19 protein-coding genes and 1 pseudogene are annotated in these 15,518 nt (G+C 70.9%); 9 read left to right on the forward strand and 11 right to left on the reverse strand.

Annotation, left to right across the window (positions count from 1 at the left end):
- Window positions 1-118: 118 nt before the first annotated feature.
- Complete coding sequence (locus ABZU25_RS24380) at window positions 119-622, reverse strand: MarR family transcriptional regulator (RefSeq protein ID WP_355031684.1); 504 nt, start codon at window positions 620-622, stop codon at window positions 119-121.
- A 68-nt stretch (window positions 623-690) separates the two neighbouring features.
- Between ABZU25_RS24380 and ABZU25_RS24385 the strand changes: the two genes are divergently transcribed.
- Window positions 691-1,923, forward strand: a complete 1,233-nt coding sequence (locus tag ABZU25_RS24385) for an MFS transporter (RefSeq protein ID WP_355031685.1) — start codon at window positions 691-693, stop codon at window positions 1,921-1,923.
- Window positions 1,924-1,999: 76 nt separating this feature from the next.
- Here ABZU25_RS24385 and ABZU25_RS24390 read toward each other — a convergent pair whose 3' ends face one another.
- Entirely contained in the window at window positions 2,000-2,191 is a 192-nt protein-coding gene (locus ABZU25_RS24390) for a DUF397 domain-containing protein (RefSeq protein ID WP_355031686.1), read from the reverse strand.
- Entirely contained in the window at window positions 2,182-2,949 is a 768-nt protein-coding gene (locus ABZU25_RS24395) for a DUF5753 domain-containing protein (RefSeq protein WP_355031687.1), read from the reverse strand. Before ABZU25_RS24395 ends, ABZU25_RS24390 begins: the two co-directional genes overlap by 10 nt.
- 243 nt (window positions 2,950-3,192) lie before the next feature.
- On the opposite strand from ABZU25_RS24395, the gene ABZU25_RS24400 reads away from it, so the two are divergent.
- Together ABZU25_RS24400 and ABZU25_RS24405 are read left to right on the forward strand one after the other, a co-directional pair.
- On the forward strand, window positions 3,193-3,486 hold the full coding sequence (locus tag ABZU25_RS24400) for a hypothetical protein (protein WP_355031688.1): 294 nt from the start codon (window positions 3,193-3,195) through the stop codon (window positions 3,484-3,486).
- A complete protein-coding gene (locus ABZU25_RS24405) occupies window positions 3,486-3,731 on the forward strand; it encodes a flavin reductase (RefSeq protein ID WP_355031689.1) in 246 nt (81 codons plus the stop codon). Before ABZU25_RS24400 ends, ABZU25_RS24405 begins: the two co-directional genes overlap by 1 nt.
- A 39-nt stretch (window positions 3,732-3,770) precedes the next feature.
- Here the strand turns inward: ABZU25_RS24405 and ABZU25_RS24410 are convergent, their stop codons facing one another.
- Genes ABZU25_RS24410 through ABZU25_RS24420 form a run of 3 tightly spaced genes read right to left on the reverse strand, consistent with a single transcriptional unit; the run spans window position 3,771 to window position 5,917 of the window.
- Window positions 3,771-4,358, reverse strand: a complete 588-nt coding sequence (locus ABZU25_RS24410) for a GNAT family N-acetyltransferase (protein ID WP_355031690.1) — start codon at window positions 4,356-4,358, stop codon at window positions 3,771-3,773.
- Between the two features lie 24 nt (window positions 4,359-4,382).
- Window positions 4,383-4,889 carry a DUF664 domain-containing protein gene (locus tag ABZU25_RS24415; RefSeq protein WP_355031691.1) on the reverse strand — a complete coding sequence of 169 codons (507 nt, stop codon included), beginning with the start codon at window positions 4,887-4,889 and terminating at the stop codon, window positions 4,383-4,385.
- On the reverse strand, window positions 4,886-5,917 hold the full coding sequence (locus ABZU25_RS24420; RefSeq protein WP_355031692.1) for an aldo/keto reductase: 1,032 nt from the start codon (window positions 5,915-5,917) through the stop codon (window positions 4,886-4,888). The genes ABZU25_RS24415 and ABZU25_RS24420 overlap by 4 nt, the downstream gene beginning before the upstream one ends.
- Before the next feature lie 122 nt (window positions 5,918-6,039).
- On the opposite strand from ABZU25_RS24420, the gene ABZU25_RS24425 reads away from it, so the two are divergent.
- Window positions 6,040-7,593, forward strand: a complete 1,554-nt coding sequence (locus tag ABZU25_RS24425; RefSeq protein ID WP_355031693.1) for a glycosyltransferase family 39 protein — start codon at window positions 6,040-6,042, stop codon at window positions 7,591-7,593.
- Between the two features lie 6 nt (window positions 7,594-7,599).
- Here ABZU25_RS24425 and ABZU25_RS24430 read toward each other — a convergent pair whose 3' ends face one another.
- Window positions 7,600-8,082, reverse strand: coding sequence for an Rrf2 family transcriptional regulator (locus tag ABZU25_RS24430; RefSeq protein ID WP_355031694.1), 483 nt, complete (start codon window positions 8,080-8,082; stop codon window positions 7,600-7,602).
- A 124-nt stretch (window positions 8,083-8,206) separates the two neighbouring features.
- On the opposite strand from ABZU25_RS24430, the gene ABZU25_RS24435 reads away from it, so the two are divergent.
- Window positions 8,207-8,947, forward strand: a complete 741-nt coding sequence (locus ABZU25_RS24435; protein WP_355031695.1) for an NAD(P)H-binding protein — start codon at window positions 8,207-8,209, stop codon at window positions 8,945-8,947.
- A gap of 73 nt (window positions 8,948-9,020) precedes the next feature.
- Here the strand turns inward: ABZU25_RS24435 and ABZU25_RS24440 are convergent, their stop codons facing one another.
- The 3 genes from ABZU25_RS24440 to ABZU25_RS24450 all read right to left on the reverse strand — a co-directional run bounded on the left by ABZU25_RS24440 (window position 9,021) and on the right by ABZU25_RS24450 (window position 11,281).
- Window positions 9,021-9,602, reverse strand: coding sequence for a dihydrofolate reductase family protein (locus ABZU25_RS24440; RefSeq protein ID WP_355031696.1), 582 nt, complete (start codon window positions 9,600-9,602; stop codon window positions 9,021-9,023).
- Between the two features lie 66 nt (window positions 9,603-9,668).
- Window positions 9,669-10,508, reverse strand: a complete 840-nt coding sequence (locus ABZU25_RS24445; RefSeq protein WP_355031697.1) for a helix-turn-helix domain-containing protein — start codon at window positions 10,506-10,508, stop codon at window positions 9,669-9,671.
- 80 nt (window positions 10,509-10,588) lie between these two features.
- A complete protein-coding gene (locus tag ABZU25_RS24450) occupies window positions 10,589-11,281 on the reverse strand; it encodes a TetR/AcrR family transcriptional regulator (RefSeq protein ID WP_355031698.1) in 693 nt (230 codons plus the stop codon).
- Window positions 11,282-11,334: 53 nt separating this feature from the next.
- Between ABZU25_RS24450 and ABZU25_RS24455 the strand changes: the two genes are divergently transcribed.
- Together ABZU25_RS24455 and ABZU25_RS24460 are read left to right on the forward strand one after the other, a co-directional pair.
- The gene (locus tag ABZU25_RS24455; protein WP_355031699.1) at window positions 11,335-12,453 is read left to right on the forward strand and encodes an NAD(P)/FAD-dependent oxidoreductase; all 1,119 of its coding nucleotides are present in this window, start codon (window positions 11,335-11,337) and stop codon (window positions 12,451-12,453) included.
- A 135-nt stretch (window positions 12,454-12,588) separates the two neighbouring features.
- Window positions 12,589-13,371 (forward strand): SMI1/KNR4 family protein, encoded by a 783-nt coding sequence (locus ABZU25_RS24460; RefSeq protein WP_355031700.1) that lies wholly within the window; start codon window positions 12,589-12,591, stop codon window positions 13,369-13,371.
- Between the two features lie 59 nt (window positions 13,372-13,430).
- Here the strand turns inward: ABZU25_RS24460 and ABZU25_RS24465 are convergent, their stop codons facing one another.
- Window positions 13,431-13,988 carry a GNAT family N-acetyltransferase gene (locus tag ABZU25_RS24465; protein WP_355031701.1) on the reverse strand — a complete coding sequence of 186 codons (558 nt, stop codon included), beginning with the start codon at window positions 13,986-13,988 and terminating at the stop codon, window positions 13,431-13,433.
- Between the two features lie 348 nt (window positions 13,989-14,336).
- On the opposite strand from ABZU25_RS24465, the gene ABZU25_RS24470 reads away from it, so the two are divergent.
- Entirely contained in the window at window positions 14,337-14,879 is a 543-nt protein-coding gene (locus ABZU25_RS24470; protein ID WP_355031749.1) for a recombinase family protein, read from the forward strand.
- A 203-nt stretch (window positions 14,880-15,082) separates the two neighbouring features.
- Window positions 15,083-15,457 (forward strand): annotated as a pseudogene (locus tag ABZU25_RS24475) (class I SAM-dependent methyltransferase); the annotation flags it as partial.
- Between the last annotated feature and the right edge of the window lie 61 nt (window positions 15,458-15,518).

Raw genomic sequence — 15,518 nt, forward strand, 5'->3', positions numbered from 1 at the left:
CCCTGCACCTCGGCGTGCTCGCCCTCGATCTGCTCACGCCGCTCCCGCAGCGCCGTCTCGTCGGCCCGACCTGGCGGCAGCCCGCAGCCCCGCCTTTGGTGAGAAGTTCCGGCCCGGCTCAGTCGGCCGCCGGCTGCTCGGCGACGAGCAGCACCCGGCGCAGCAGGTCGGCGAGGTGTCGCCGCTCGGTCGCCGTGAGCGCGCCGAGCAACCGGTGCTCCTCCCCGCCCTGGATCTCCATCGCCCCGCGCCACGCCGCCTGCCCCGCGTCGGTGAGCTCCACATCCACCCGCCGACGGTCGACAGTGGACGGAATGCGGCGCACGAAACCTCGCCGCAGCAGGGCGTCCACCCGCGCGGTGATCGAGGCGGGGGCCATCGCGAGGTCCGCGGCGAGGTCCGAGGGCGCCGCCCGGCCGCGGCGGCCGGCCAGGGCGTGCAGGGTGTCGTACTCGTGGGCCGGCAGGTCGAGATCGACCAGGACCCGTTCCTTGACCGAACGCAGGTGCCGGGTCAGCTTGATCATCCTGGTCACCGCGCCCTCGACGTCCGCGTCGAGGTCGGGCACCACGGGAAGCCAGCGCTCGATGTGCCGGTCGGCGTCATCCGGAGTGATGGTCACCGCACCAGCTTACCTCAGCGTCGAAATATTCATTGCCGAAAGGTTCGGTGTCGAAGTATGTTGTGGTCATGGCTCACCCCCTGCGCATCCCCTCCTTCCGGCTGCTGTTCCTGGGTCGTACCGTCTCGGCTCTCGGCGAGGCGGTGGTGCCCGCCGCTCTGGCCCTGGCCGTGCTGCGGGCCACCGGCTCCACCGGGGCGCTGGCCGTGGTCCTCGCGGCGGCGATGATCCCGCGACTGCTCCTGCTGCCGCTGGGTGGTGTCGTGGCCGACCGGTTCGACGCGCGCCGGGTCGCCATGCTGGCCGACCTGGTCCGCTGTGCGACACAGCTCGCCGTCGGCGTGGAGCTGCTCGGCAGCGACCCGTCGCTGACCACAGTTGTCGTGGCGTCCGCGCTCGGCGGCACCGCGTCGGCGTTCGCCATTCCGACCGCGTCTCCACTGGTCGCCGGCACCGTCGAGCCGGCCGACCGGCAGCGGGCCAACGCCCTGATGGGGATGACCGCCAACACCAGTCGCCTCGCCGGGCCGGCGTTGGCCGGCGCGCTGATCTGGGCCGCCGGACCCGGCTGGGCGTTCATCCTCGACAGCGCGTCGTTCGCGCTCAGCGCCCTCCTGCTGGCGCTGCTGCGGGTCCGCCACGTGCCGGTGCCCCGCCGTTCCGTGCTCGCCGACCTGCGGCACGGCCTCGGGGAGGTGCGCGCCCGGGACTGGTTCTGGACCAGCCTGCTCGGGCACGGCGTGTGGAACGGCGCCGCCGCAGTGCTGATGACCCTCGGCCCGGCCGTCGCCATCGACCGCCTCGGCGGTGAGACGACCTGGGTGCTGCTGTTGCAGGCTGGCGCGATCGGGATGCTCATCGGCTCGCTGCTGGCCGGGCGGGTCCGCCTGCGGCGACCGGTGCTGCTGGCCAACCTCGGGCTGGCCAGCTACGCCGCGCCCCTGTTCCTGCTCGCCGTCGCCGCGCCCGCCCCTGCGGTGATCGTCTCCTACGCGGTGGCGCTGACTGCTCTCGGTTACTTCAACCCGGTCTGGGAGACCGTCGTGCAGCACCATTTCCCACCGGAGGTGCTGGCCCGCGTCACCTCGTACGACTGGTTGGTCTCACTGGGCGCCATGCCGCTGGGATACGCGCTGGCGCCACTGGCCGCCGACGCGTTCGGCGCGCCCGTCCCGCTGGCCGTCGCCGGCCTGCTGGTGCTCGTCTCCTGCGCGGGCACCTCACTCGTCCCCGCCGTGCGCCGGCTCACCTGGCCGACCACCCCGCAGCCGCAGGCGGCCGAACCCGCCGCTGTCCGCTGATCCGGGTCGTGCGCGGTGACCGCCCCACGCAAAAGGCCCCCGACCAGCGCCGGGAGCCTGCTTACGGGGTGGTCGGTCAGCCGGCGTCGCGGGTCATCGCGACGAAGCCACGCCACGACTGCGGGCTGAAGGTCAGCGTGCCGCCGTCGCGATCCTTCGTGTCACGCACGAGGACCACCCCCGGGAGGTTGTCGGCGACCTCGACACAGTCACCGCCGTTGCCGCCGCTCTTCGTGCTCTTACGCCACCGCGCACCGCTCATGTCCATGATGCTGCCGCTTCTCTGAGAAGGTCCAGGGAACGCCCTCGGGGCAGTGCCTCTCCGCGAATACGCTCCCACCGTCGTTCCAGGTTAACAAGCTCCGATGCCTGGTCGAGGATCTGAGCCTGTGCCGGGCCGTCGACGTGCGCGACCCGCGACCCGTCCGGCATGTCGGCGATGGTGAAAGGGCCGTCCAAACCGGGATAGCTGGGCGCGTCCGCCGGAACGATGTGGAGCTGGACGCTGCCCGTCTCGGCGTGCCCGAGCAGGCGGGCGAGTTGCGCCGCCATCAGGGCCCGGTCGTCGCCCACACGTCGCCGGAGCACCGCCTCGTCCAGCACGGCGATCAGCAGTGGTCCACTGTCCCGGGTGAGGATCGCCTGCCGGCCGATCCGAGCCTCGGCGAACTCCCCGACCGCGTCCGGTCTCAGCACCCCACCCGCCAGGGTCGCCCGCGCGTACGCCTCCGTCTGCAACAACCCGGGCACCCAGGCCAGTTGAAACGATCGCAGCGTCACCGCCTCGCGTTCGATATCGACCCACGGCCGGAACCACACCGGCTCGCGACGACGCACGACGTCCGGCCAAAGCGCGTCGGTGTCCTTTGCCAGCAACTCCGCGACGGTCGAGCGGTGACGGCTCTGCGGAATGTGGCCCGGGTTTGCCCATCTCGCGACGGTCTTCGGGTGCACGCCGATGCGACCTGCCAGGCTCTCGGCGGTGTGACCCGCCTCGGCGAGCGCCGCAACAAAGGCGTGGTTCATGCCGCCCCTCCCCTGGAACAAACCAACCGTCCGAAGAAGATTACACAACGCTGTGTGATTGTCCAGCAACCCTCGGCAAGGTGCTGTGTAGACGGCGTGGCCGGCAGGGACCCGAACCCGGCGGACGCGTTCGTAGCGGGGCCGCCCCGACGGGGCGGCCCCTTCCCAACGCCCAGTCAAGGGGGGACATCGATGCCAGCCGAGGAAGCCGGGCCAGCGCAGCCGACAGCCACCGGAGCCGCGATGACCGGCACACTGCGGGCCGGGGACGTGATCCTCCTGACCGCCGCCGCCAGTGTCCAGTTCCAGAAACCGATAGTCGTCCGGGTCATCCGCGAGTTACCCGACCGGCACACCTACCACGGTTGGCTCTGGCTCGACGCCTACGAGCTGAACCCGAAGGGCGAAGCGATCGCCCGGCGCGAGTTGTTCGTCATGCGTGCGGGCGTACAGATCCAGGTGTTGTCCCCGCGCCGCGCCGACGAGACCCGCCGGCCCGCACCGGTCCGGCGTTCCGGTCCGGTGGGGGTCGGCTGATGCCCCAGCGCCCTAAACACTCCCCGCTGCGGCCGTCGTGGCGCTGCCGGGTCTGCGGCATCCGGTGGCCGTGTTCCGCCGCGAAGCTGCGCCTCCTCGGCGAGTACCGCGAGGATCGGCCGGGCCTGTTGGCCCACCTGGCAGAGCTTCAGGAAGCAGCAGAAGCCGACCTCACCACGCTCAACCCGGGCGTCGCGTCGCCCGACCTCACCCCGCGCTTCGTCGGCTGGGCCGAAGCCCGCTGAGCCGTCCGGCCGACGACGGAGCGCGACCAAGCCCGCCGATCAGGTCGGGCCGTCGGTGCGCAGCCGCGCGTGCCGGTGCATGTCGTGCCAGCCGTCGGCGTGGCGCACCGACCCGCGGGCAACGCCCTCCTCGGTGAAGCCGGCCCGCGCGGCCACCCGGCAGGACGCCGCGTTGCCGGTTGAGTGCTCCAGGGCCAGCCGGTGCAACCCGGCTCGGGTGAAACTCCACCTGGTCAGGGCGAGCAGCGCCTCGGCGGCGATGCCCCGCCCGCGTGCGGCGGGCACCACCCAGTACGACACCTGCGCCGACGCCTCGGTCAGCAGCACGTCGCGCAACCCCACCTGACCGATGGGCCGGTCGTCGGCGTCAACGACGGCCCAACTGGCGGCTGTCTCGTCACGCCAACGGTCGGCCCACTGCGCGGTCCACGCCCGCGCCTCGTCGTCAGTGTCCAGACGACGGACGTGCCACCGCTGGATCTGCGGACAGTCGAAGGCGGCCCGGACGGCCGGAGCGTCGTCGTCGCGCCACGGCCGCAGCGCCAGCCCGGGGCGTACCGGAAGGTGGGGTTGCTCCTGGGCGGCGAGGCCCCCGGCGGGCAGGGCCGGCGTGACGAGCAGCGGCATTCGCCCATTATCGAGCCGACGGCCTCACTCCCCGGTCGGGCCCCCGGCGAGTTCGGCGACCACGTCGAGGTGACCGAGGTGGCGGGCGTACTCCTGCACCAGGTGGAACAACACCCGCTCCAGCGACGCCGGGGCCGCGCCGTTCCACCGCGGCCCCGGCGCGCCGACCTCCGCCAGGTCGTGCGCCGTCACCACCGCCGTGGTGTGCGCGCCCTGCGCTCGCAGCGCCGCCACCAGGTCCTCCCGCGTCTCGTCGGGGGCGACATACCAGCGGTCCTCGCGGCGGTCGCCCCACGGCTCGGCGACGTCCCGGCCCTGGAAACCCCACTCGATCCAGCGCCGCTCGACGTGGCGCAGGTGCGTGAGCAGCTCCAACGGGGTCCACCCGGACGGCAGCCGACTGTGCCGCAGCTCCGACTCGGCCAACGCCGACACCCTGGCCACAGTGGACTCGCGGAAGTAGTCCAGGTAGCGCAGGAAGACCTCGGTGCGGCTGCCGGCCGGGGCGGTGGGCTCGGGAAAGGCAATCACGACGTGGTCGGCAGGTCCCGGGCGCGCTGGCGTACACCCGCCCCGCCGTACGGGTAGTCACCCACCAGCGGGGCGCTCGCCTCGTCCAGCAGCCGCATCTGCTCGGCGTCGAGGACCAGGTCGGCGGCGGTCAGGTTGTCGTCGAGCTGCTCGGTGGTACGCGCGCCGAGGATCACCGAGGTGACCGCCGGTCGAGCCGCCAGCCAGGCCAACGCCACCGCCGACAGGGACACGCCACGGTCCCCGGCGACCTGGCGTACCGCGTCGAGCACCCGCCAGGTGCGCTCCTCGGCGTTCCGACCGGCGTACGCCTCGACGCCGCGCTGCGGGTTCTCACCGAGCCGGGTCGCGCCGGTGGGCGTGCTGTCACGCTGGTACTTGCCGGTCAGCCAGCCGCCACCCAGCGGCGACCACGGCAGGATGCCGATGCCCTCGTTCTCGCAGACCGGCACCAGCTCGAACTCGATCTCCCGGGCCAGCAGGTTGTACTGCGGTTGCAGGGTCACGATCGGGGTGAGGTTGAGGTGCTGGGTGAGCAGGGCCGCCTTCTGCAACTGCCAACCGGTGAAGTTGCTGACCCCGGCGTAGCGGATCTTGCCCGCGCGCACCGCGTCGTCGAAGAACCGCAGCGTCTCCGGCAGCGGGGTCAGCGGATCCCAGGCGTGCGCCTGGTACAGGTCCACGGCCTCGACGCCGAGGCGGCGCAGGCTGGCGTCCAGGGCGCGGGTGAGATGCACCCGGGACAGGCCGGCGTCGTTCGCCCGCGGACCCATCGGGAACCGCCCCTTGGTGGCGATCACCAGTCGGTCGCGCAGGTCGGGCCGGCTACGCAGCCAGCGCCCCACGATGTCCTCGGAGACACCGGTGGAGTAGACGTCAGCGGTGTCGACGAAGGTGCCACCGGCCTCGACGAACCGGTCCAGTTGGGCGAAGCTGCCGGCCTCGTCGGTCTCCGCGCCGAAGGTCATCGTGCCCAGGCAGAGGGTCGACACCACAGTGCCGGTGGCGCCCAGAGTGCGATAGCGCATATCGTCCTTTCGGTCCGAGTGACAAAGCCGATCTTCGCACCCGGTTGGGCCACCCGCACACGGAGGCCGCCGGGCCCCGGCACGGGCACCCGCGCCGCCACGTCGCCGGTCATCATGAGCGGGTGAGCGAGCCCGCGATCGACATCGACCGACCGCAGCAGCCAACCCAGTCGCCACCGCCGGCGCAGCCGCCGGAGCCGGGTTCGCCCTCCCGCGGCCCGTGGTTGGTCGCCGCCGCGACGACCGTGACGTTGCTGCTGCTCGCCGGTCGCTACGGCTATCACCGCGACGAGTTGTACTTCCTGCTCGCCGGCCGACACCTCGACTGGGGCTACGTCGACCAGGGCCCGCTGGTGCCGGCGCTGGCCCGGCTGCTCGACACGATCGCCCCGGGCAACCTGGTGGCGCTGCGTACCCCGTCGGCGGTGCTGGCCGGCGTCGCTGTGCTGCTGGTCGCCGCCCTCGCTGGCGAATTGGGCGGCGGCCGGAGCGCACAGATCGTCGCTGCGGTGCTGGCCGCGTTGTCCGGCATCGTGCTCGCCAGCGGGCACCTGCTCAGCACCACCACCGTCGACCTGGTGGTCTGGCTGGTCGCGGCGTGTTGTGCCGTGCGGCTGCTGCGCACCGGTGACAGTCGCTGGGCGCTGGGCATCGGGTTGGCGCTCGGTGTGGGCATGCTCAGCAAGCTGCTGCCGGCGCTGCTGGCCGTGGGCCTGATCGGCGGGGTGCTCATCGCCGGGCCCCGTCGGCTGCTGCGCGACCGCTGGGTGCTCGCGGCCGCCGGGATCGCCGTGCTGCTTGCCGCGCCGAACCTGATCTGGCAGGCGGCGCACGGCTTTCCGCAGCTCGGCGTGGCGGCCTCCATCGCCGACGGCGACAGCTCCTACAGTGGCCGCCTCGACGCGTTGACCCTCCAGTTCGTCATCATCAGCCCGTTCGCCGTACCCATCTGGATCGCCGGTCTCGTCGCGCTGCTGCGCCGACCGGCGTGGCGGGCGTACCGGGCGATGGGCTGGGCCTGGTTGGTGGTGGTCGGCATCGTGCTGATCGCCGGTGGCAAGGGCTACTACGACGCGCCGCTGCTGCTGGTGCTGACCGCCGCTGGCGCGGTGGTGACCGTCGGGTGGGCGGCGCGCGGGTCGGTCCGGCTGCGTCGGGGGCTGCTCGCGCTGGGCGCGGTGCCGTTCCTGCTACCCACCATCGTGCTGCTGCTGCCGGTGCTGCCGGCCGAGCGGTTGCCCGGTTTCGTGGTCGACGTCAACTACGACGCCGGCGAGACGATCGGCTGGCCGGCGTTCGCCGACTCGGTCGCCGCCGTCCATCGTGGGCTGCCGCCGGAGGAACGCTCCCGGGCGGTCATCCTGACCGGCAACTACGGCGAGGCCGGCGCGCTGGCCCGCTACGGTCCGGTCCGTGAGCTGCCCCGGGCATACTCCGGGCACAACAGCATGGTCAGCTTCGGCCAGCCGCCCGCCGACGCGGACGTGGTCATCGCCGTCGGCTGGGAGCGCCCCGACCAGCTCACCACCTGGTTCGACGAGTGCACGCTCGCGGGGCGGGTGGACCAGCGGGTCGAGGTGGACAACGACGAGAACGGCGGCCCGATCCACGTGTGCCGGGGGCTGCGGCGTCCGTGGGCGCAGATCTGGGACACCGAGGTACGCCACACCGGCTGACGATGGTCAGCTGGCTCCGCTGGTCAGCCAGGTCTGGATGCCGGCCAGGGCCTCGGGGCCGGAGTTGGCGTCGACGTCGCGGGCGAGGTCGGCGATCGTGACCGCGCCGAGCGCCTGACGCCACGCGTCCTCGGCGGCCCACATCGCGCGGGCGACCGGGCACGGCGTGGTGCAGGAGTCGGCCGGGGTCGCGAAGGGGCCGCGCTGGCGGATCTCCGTGCAGACGAAGGTCGGGCCGGGGCCGTCGACGGCCCGGACCACGTCGAGCAGGGTGATGCTCTCCGGCGCACGGGTCAGGACGTAGCCGCCCGACTTGCCCTGCACCGAGTGGATCAGGCCGGCGCGGGCCAGCGACTGGAGCTGCTTGGCGAGGTAGCTGCTGGAGACGTCGTGCAGCTCCGCCAACTTGGCCGCCGCGACGGGTGCGCTGCTGGCGGTGAGCACCACGCAGCAGTGCAGCGCCCACTCGACCCCGCCGGACATCTTCATGCGCTCACCCTAGCCACCCCGCTACTCGGACTAATTGTGTCCGAGTATAGTTCCCGGACAAGAGAGGTCCGAGTTTGTCTCGCGTCAGCGACCGGACCGCACAACCAGGGGAAGGTGCATGGGCATGAAGATCGCCGTACTGGGTGGGACCGGGCTCATCGGGTCGCAGGTCGTCAAGATCTTGCAGGCCGCGGGTCACGAGGCGGTGCCGCTCTCGCCGTCCACCGGGGTGGACCTGCTCACCGGGCAGGGCCTGTCCGACGGGCTCACCGGCGCCGAGGTCGTCGTCAACCTGACGAACTCGCCGACCTTCGACGACGCCTCCCCCGCCTTCTTCCAGACGACCATGGACAACCTCCTCGCCGCGGCCGGTCGCGCGGGCGTCGGCCACGCCGTGGTGCTCTCCATCGTCGGCGTCGACCAGGTGCCCGACCTGGCCTACTACCGCGCCAAGGTCCTCCAGGAGGACATCCTCAAGGCCGGTCCCGTCCCGTACTCGATCGTCCGCGCCACCCAGTTCTTCGAGTTCGTCGAGGCGATCCTGTCGTGGACAGCCGACGACACCACCGTCCGCCTACCCAGCGCCCCCGTGCAGCCCATGGCCGCGGCCGACGTGGCGCAGGCCGTCGCCGAGGTCAGCATGGGCGCACCCCTGCGCGGTGTCCGCAACGTCGCCGGCCCCGACGTCTTCGCCCTCGACGAGCTGGGGCGGATCACGCTCGCCGCGCGCGGTGACCAGCGCACCGTCACCACCGACGACAGCGCCGGCATGTTCGCCGCCATACCCGGAGCGGCTCTCCTCGCCGCCGAGGACGCCGTCATCGCGCCCACCACGTACCGGGAGTGGCTCAACCGTCAGGGCTGAGGTGCCCACCGGCCCGCACGCCGCCGTGGCGGTCGAGCACCACGGCGGCGTGCGGGCGCGGTCGGCAGGTCGATCAACGGCGCACCCGAAAGCGCAGGTGAAGCACCCGGTTGCCCTGAATCACCACGTCAGGATCCTCCAACAGGTGCTGCGCGTCGACCGACCCGAAGTAGCGCTTGCCGGACCCGAACACGACGGGTACGACGTCCATGCGCACCTCGTCGATCAGGCCCGCGGCAAGCACCTGGCCACCGACGTCGCCGGCGGCGACCTCGACCACGCGGTCACCCGCAAGCTGCTGCGCCTTGGCCACGGCTGCCTCGACCCCGTCGACGAAGTGAAACGGCGCCTCGGGGTCCCAGCCCTCGGGCGCCGGCCGGTGCGTCACGACGACCACGTGGTCGACCCCGCCCGGAGGCTTCCCGTCCCAGCCGTCCGTCATGTCGAAGACGTGGCGGCCGGCGACTGTCGCTCCGATCTGGTCCCAGTACGGCCGGGTGTAGTCGTAGGACGTCTGCGACACCTTCAACACGCCACTCTCGTCCAACGGGACGTCACCGCTGAGCAACCAGTCGAACAGCGGTCCGGGCTGGTCGTTCTCGTCCGCGACGAAGCCGTCCACCGACACCGAGCTGTACATGACCACCTTGCCCACGGGGCGCTCCTCTGTTTTGGGGTGCCCCCAAATTAGCGTGTCGTGAACTGTCGCTCCTGTAAGAAATCAATCCGCCGGCAGCGGCCAGCCGTCCATCGCGTGGCCGGGATGTTCGCGCATGAACCGCCGCCGGACTTCGACGTACCGGGTCGGCGTGAGCCCGGTGAACGCCCGGAACTCGTGGCCGAAGTGGGCCTGGTCGAAGTAGCCTGCGCCACCGGCGAGGTCGCCCCAGTCGACCGGTCCGGCGGGGTTGATCGCGAACACGGTGGCGGTGAAGCGGTGGGTGCGGGCCAGCCGCTTCGGCGTGACGCCGATGAGTTCCTTGAACCGCTGTGCCAGATGAGTGCTGCTGACACCGGCTGCCACGCTCAGGTCGCCGATCGCCACCGCCCCGCTGGTCGCCGCGATGACGCTGCTCGTATGGCGGACCAGCCCCAGGCCGGTGGTCTCGCAGAGCCGTCGCATCAGCTCCTCCTCGAGCAGCGTCAGCATCTCGTGCGGTCCGTCCGCCGTGGCCAGCCGGTCCCGCAGCTCAGCAACGGCGGGCCGGCCCCAAACCTGTTCTATCGTCACCGGCCGGTCACACAGCTCGGCCGCGGGCATCGGCAGGAACGGCGCCAGCCCCCACGGCTTGACGTGCACGCCGACGGACCGGGTCCGCAGTGGGTAGCCGAACTCCCACGCGCGGGTGGGCGTGGTGACCACGCAGCCGTCGGCGTACTCGACTGTCTCGATGTCGGTGCCGCCGCGAATGCGAAAGGGCGGCCCGAGGTTGACGATGAGCAGCGCCGACGGCGCGGGCGGCAGCGTCAACCGGGCGTACGGCGGCGCACCCTCCAGGTAGTAGAGGTCGTCGATCAGCCCGTCCAGCGGCGGTCGCGGCACTCTGGACACGTACTCCACGCCCACAGCATCGCCGACGCCCCGCCGGCATCGCGCGCCGGGATGGTCCAGCCGCGCTGCCGCCAATCAGGAGTTGGGCGTTACGCCGACGGTCGGGTGAGTTTGGCGGCCACGGCGTCGAGGACCCAGTCCAGGCCGGTCGCGAAGGACGCCTCGGCGTTCACCTCTGCGCCGTCGTGCACGGCCTTGGCCAGCGCCGGGAAGCGGCCCGTGGCCAACATTCTCGTCACGTGCGGGCCGGAGGCGCGCTGCCACTCGCGCTTGGACAGGCCCGTGGCGCGTTCGGCCCGCCGGTTCGCGATCTCGCGCCTGATCGCGCCGATGAGGTAGGCGCTGACAGTTTCCGCGGCGCGCAGGACGGTGTCGATGTCGGCGAGGCCGTCGAGGGCGGCCAGCTTGGCCTCGGTCACGGCGAGGCCGTTCGGGCCCAGAGTCGGACGGCCGCCGAGCAGGTCGGCCAGCCATTCGTGGCGCAGAGCGGCCTGCCTGGTGCGGTGGGCGAGGACGCGCAGCGTCTCCCGCCAGTCACCGGGCTGTCCCCCGGGAAGAATCTCGCCGTGGACCTCGTCCACCATGAGGTCGAGCAGCTCGTCCTTTGTGGAGATGTATCCGTACAGCCGCATCGGACCGGCGTTCAGCCGGGCGGCGACCTTGCGCAACGACACCGCCTCCAGCCCGCCCTCGTCGGCCAGCGCGATGGCGGCGGCGACGATCTGCTCCCGGTCGAGCGGCACGGGGGGATGCGGCGGCTCCGGCCGGTCCCACACAGTCATTGTCACTCCCTGCCGTGGCGATGCGCGGTAAGACCGCGATACAGTGTATCGCTATGAGACATCGTATCGCGGTGGTCGGGGGCGGCCCCGCCGGCCTTACCTTTGCCCGTGTCCTGCACCGCCACGGCCACCCCGTCGTCGTCCTCGAACGCGATGCCGCGCCCGACTCCCGTCCCCCGGGCGGCACGCTGGACCTGCACGAAGGACTGGGCCAGTTGGCCCTGGACAAGGCGGGTCTGCGGGCGGAGTTCCAGGCGCTGTCTCGTCCCGAGGGGCAGGCCATGCGCATCCTGGACGCTGCGGGGACCGTTCTGCGGGACTGGCGACCCGGTCCGGATGAGCAGGCCAATCCGGAGATCGACCGCGGGCAACTCCGTGACCTGCTGCTCGGCCCTCTCGACGTGCAGTGGGGGCGAGAGGTGGCGCAGGTGGTGCCGGGGACCGAGGACGGCGTCCTTGTTCATTTCGCGGACGGGCGGCAGGAGACGTTCGATCTCGTGGTGGGCGCGGACGGCGCCTGGTCCCGGGTCCGCCCGGCAGTCTCGCCGGTGACGCCGCAGTACACCGGCGTCACCTCGGTCGAGACCTCGCTCGACGACGTCGACACCCGCCACCCTGACCTCGCCCAGTTGATCGGCGACGGTTCGGTGGCCGTCTACGGCGTGAACCGATCTCTCGTCGCCCAACGCAACAGCGGCGGTCACGTCAAGGTGTACGCCAAGTTCCGCGCTCCACTGGACTGGCACGCGGAGCTGGACCTGGCCGACGTCGAGGCCGTGCGATCGGGCCTTCTGGCGATGTTCGACGGCTGGGCCGCTCCCGTCCTCGACCTGCTCCGCCACGGCAGCGCTTTCGTCCACCGCCCCTTCTATGTCCTGCCCGAATCCCACACCTGGGCCCACGTCCGCGGGGTGACGTTACTGGGCGACGCCGCCCACCTGATGCCACCGTTGGGGGCAGGCGCGAACCTCGCGATGCTGGACGGTGCCGAGCTCGCGGAGTCCATCGCTGCTGATCCGGCAGATCTGGACGAGGCCGTCCGCGCCTTCGAGGAACAGATGTGCGCACGGGCCGGCAGGTGGGCGAAGATCACGACGGCCGGTCTGGAACGCCTCGTGAGCCCGGACCCCGCCGAAGCCCTCGCTCTCTTCGACCAGGTCCAGCCGTCCTGACCGCCCAACAGCTCGCCAGGGCAGCACGGTCTCGTCGCAGTTCCTGCCGCGCCGACTCGGCCTCGTGGTCCCCGGCGAGAACGGCAGCGGCAGGCCGTCTCGTCGGCGTTCGCCTGGAAACCACGGGCAGTCCTCGTGGGTCAGGGCCACGAAGACGAGCTGCCGATGTCTAGAGTTCGCGTCGTGACTGACACCGGGGGCGAGGTCGACAAGCGTGTTGCCGAGGCGTGGGCGCGGATCGAGGCTGGCCTCGGTCGTGTCCTGCCGTCGTCCCTGCGGCAGCTCAACGCGCCGGCCCCGGCACACGCGATCGACGCGGTGGAAGCCGCCTTGGCCATCACCCTGCCGCCGGATTTCCGCGCCAGTCTCCGCGTTCACAACGGGACCGACCCCGGCGCGACACTGCCGTCCCCGGAGCCCAGCCCGGTGCCGCTGACCAATCTCTGCGACACCGACGAGATCATCGAGATGACCCGGATGTGGCGCGACAACCATCATCCGGAGCCGGACTGGGACGATCCTCAGGTCTGGGCATACCTTGTCGACCGGAAAACGCTCTGCCTGAGCGGGCCGGTGCGGCCGATCGTCGGTTCGCCGGGCGCGGTGGTCGTGGGCGACATGAACGGCGACGTGCAGTGGCTGCTTGACTATGATCCGGCTCCGGGGGGCACACCCGGGCAGGTGGTTCGGGTAGATGTCGAATGCGCCTCGTGGGACGTGCTGGCTCCATCCTGGACGCAGCTGCTTGTCCGCTACGCCGAAGACCTGACACTGTGCACGGCCGACCCGGACAACCCGCCTCTGCAGATCGATCCCCTCCTGGGACCGGCGTGCGAATGGGGCAGCACCCCGTCGGCCTCCTGGGGGACGCGTCCGGCCTGGCTTCGGGACGTGGAATCTCGCAGCCCGTACACCTGATGCCCGCCGGCGAGACCTGAACGGGTTCGCTGCACGCCGTGTCGAGCGGAAGCGGTGGGCTAGGCCCGGGACCGCCAGTCGTGGGCCAGGATCGCGAAGACGAGTTGGTCAGCCCACTCCCCGTCGAACAGGTAACTCTCGACATGGCGCGCCTCCTGACGCATGCCGAGCCGGGCCATGAGACGGGCGGAGGCAGCGTTGCGCCCGTGGCACCGACCGTAGACGCGGTGTAGCCCGAACTCGGTGAAACCCCAGTTCAATATCGCGGTGGCGGCCTCCGTGGCCAACCCGCGACCCCCATGGTCAGGGTGGAAGACGAACCCGATTTCAGCGGTCCGGTCGCGCTCGCTGCGCCACACCAACTCCACGATCCCGATCGTCCCGGCGTCGGTGACCACGGCCGACGTCAGGCAGTCACCCTCCGCGCGCCACGCGTCCTCGCCCGCCATGGCGAGCACCGACGCTCGCGACTGTTCACGGGTACGCGGCTCGGCGCCGAGCATCCAGCGAACGACGTCGGGTCGGCGCTGAAACGCGTACACGTCATCGAGGTCGTCCACCGTAACTGGACGCAGGGTGAGCCGCGCGGTCCGGATCGGGTAGCTCGGCTGGAACATCAGGCGATCGTAGAGACCAGCGCGCCGTGCTCCGGTGCCGGCCCGTGACTAACAAGATCCACGAAAACGGCGCTAGCGATGATCTTGATGATTGTCCGATCTTGGCTCGAACCGTGGAGGACCAGCGGGGCAATAACGATCGTTTTCGCCCCCGTATGAATCGGCAGCCGCATACGCCGCGAACCACCCCCTGAACCGGTAGCAAAACCATGTAGCAAAACTGGTGGGTAGCACAAGAACCTCAACCACCGTTTTCGCTACGTTGAAGCCTCACCGCGCTGGGAGGTCACCATCAAAGATCACGTCATCCTCAGCGACGACCCAGCCGCCCGCGAGAACCTCATCGGGCTGGCCCGGGTATCCACCGACGCACAGGAACTCGCGCGCCAGATCGACGCCCTCAAGACCGCCGGCTGCGCCCGGATCTACCTCGACAAGGCATCCGGCAAGAAGGACACCAGCCGTCCGGGCCTGACCGCCGCCCTCGATCACATGCGCCGCGGCGACACCCTCGTCGTGCTCGACCTGACCCGGCTCGGCCGCGACACCCGCGAACTCCTCGCCATCGTCGAAGACGACCTGCACGCCAACGGCCGTCACTTCCGCACCCTGGACGGAATCGTGCTCGACATGTGCGGTGAACTGATCTTCACCGTGTTCGCCGCGATCGCCAGGTTCCAGCGCCAGCAGATCGTCAAGGGCACCCGTGAGGGCCTCGACGCTGCCCGCGCTCGAGGCCGCGTCGGCGGCCGTCCTCGCGCGCTGACCCCCGAACAGATCGCCGACGCCGGCATCCTGCTCGGCGCCGGACAAACCCGAACCGACGTCGCCGCCAAGCTGCGCGTCTCCCGATGGACACTCAGCCGCGCCCTCGACACCGCGCCACGCTGACGCCCGCCACCGGGTGCCAACGCTTGACCGCAGCGGCCAGCCCCACGCGGAACGCAGATTAGAGTATCGGGAGACGGTTGCTTCATGACTTCGGCGTGGCCGCCGAGTGCCATGCCCGATAGGGTTACGAAGTGACATCTTCGTCCGCGAAAGTCAGTGCAGAACGCCCCTTTTATAGCCTGCACGCTGACGCCTATGACGCGCTGATCACCGATCCGGTCGAGCCGTGGGTCGACGCGATTCATGACCGGCTCGTGCGGGCACACCGACCCCATGCCTCGGTATTGGATGCCGGTTGCGGCACCGGGAGACACGCTGCGGCGCTCATAGCCAAGGGGCATCAGGTCGACGTCGCGGATGCCTCCCGCGAGTTGCTGTCGCAAGCCGGTGAACGCTGCCCCGCCGCCCGTGCGCTGCTTGTAGACCTGTGCACAATGGACATTCCCGCTAGGTATGACGCTGTGACATGCCGGGGCGTCCTCAACGACATGATCACAGACAAGGAGCGCGAATCGGCGGTCGCGTCTCTGGTCGCATGCCTGCGGCCAGGCGGGTTGCTGTTCCTGGATGTCCGAGAAGCTGAAGCCTCGCGGCTACGGGCAGACGACGGTGGTCGGGGCATCGTTGCCGATCTAGGCA

Origin of the sequence: Micromonospora sp. NPDC005215 (assembly GCF_040607915.1) — a bacterium.
GTDB lineage: Bacteria > Actinomycetota > Actinomycetes > Mycobacteriales > Micromonosporaceae > Micromonospora.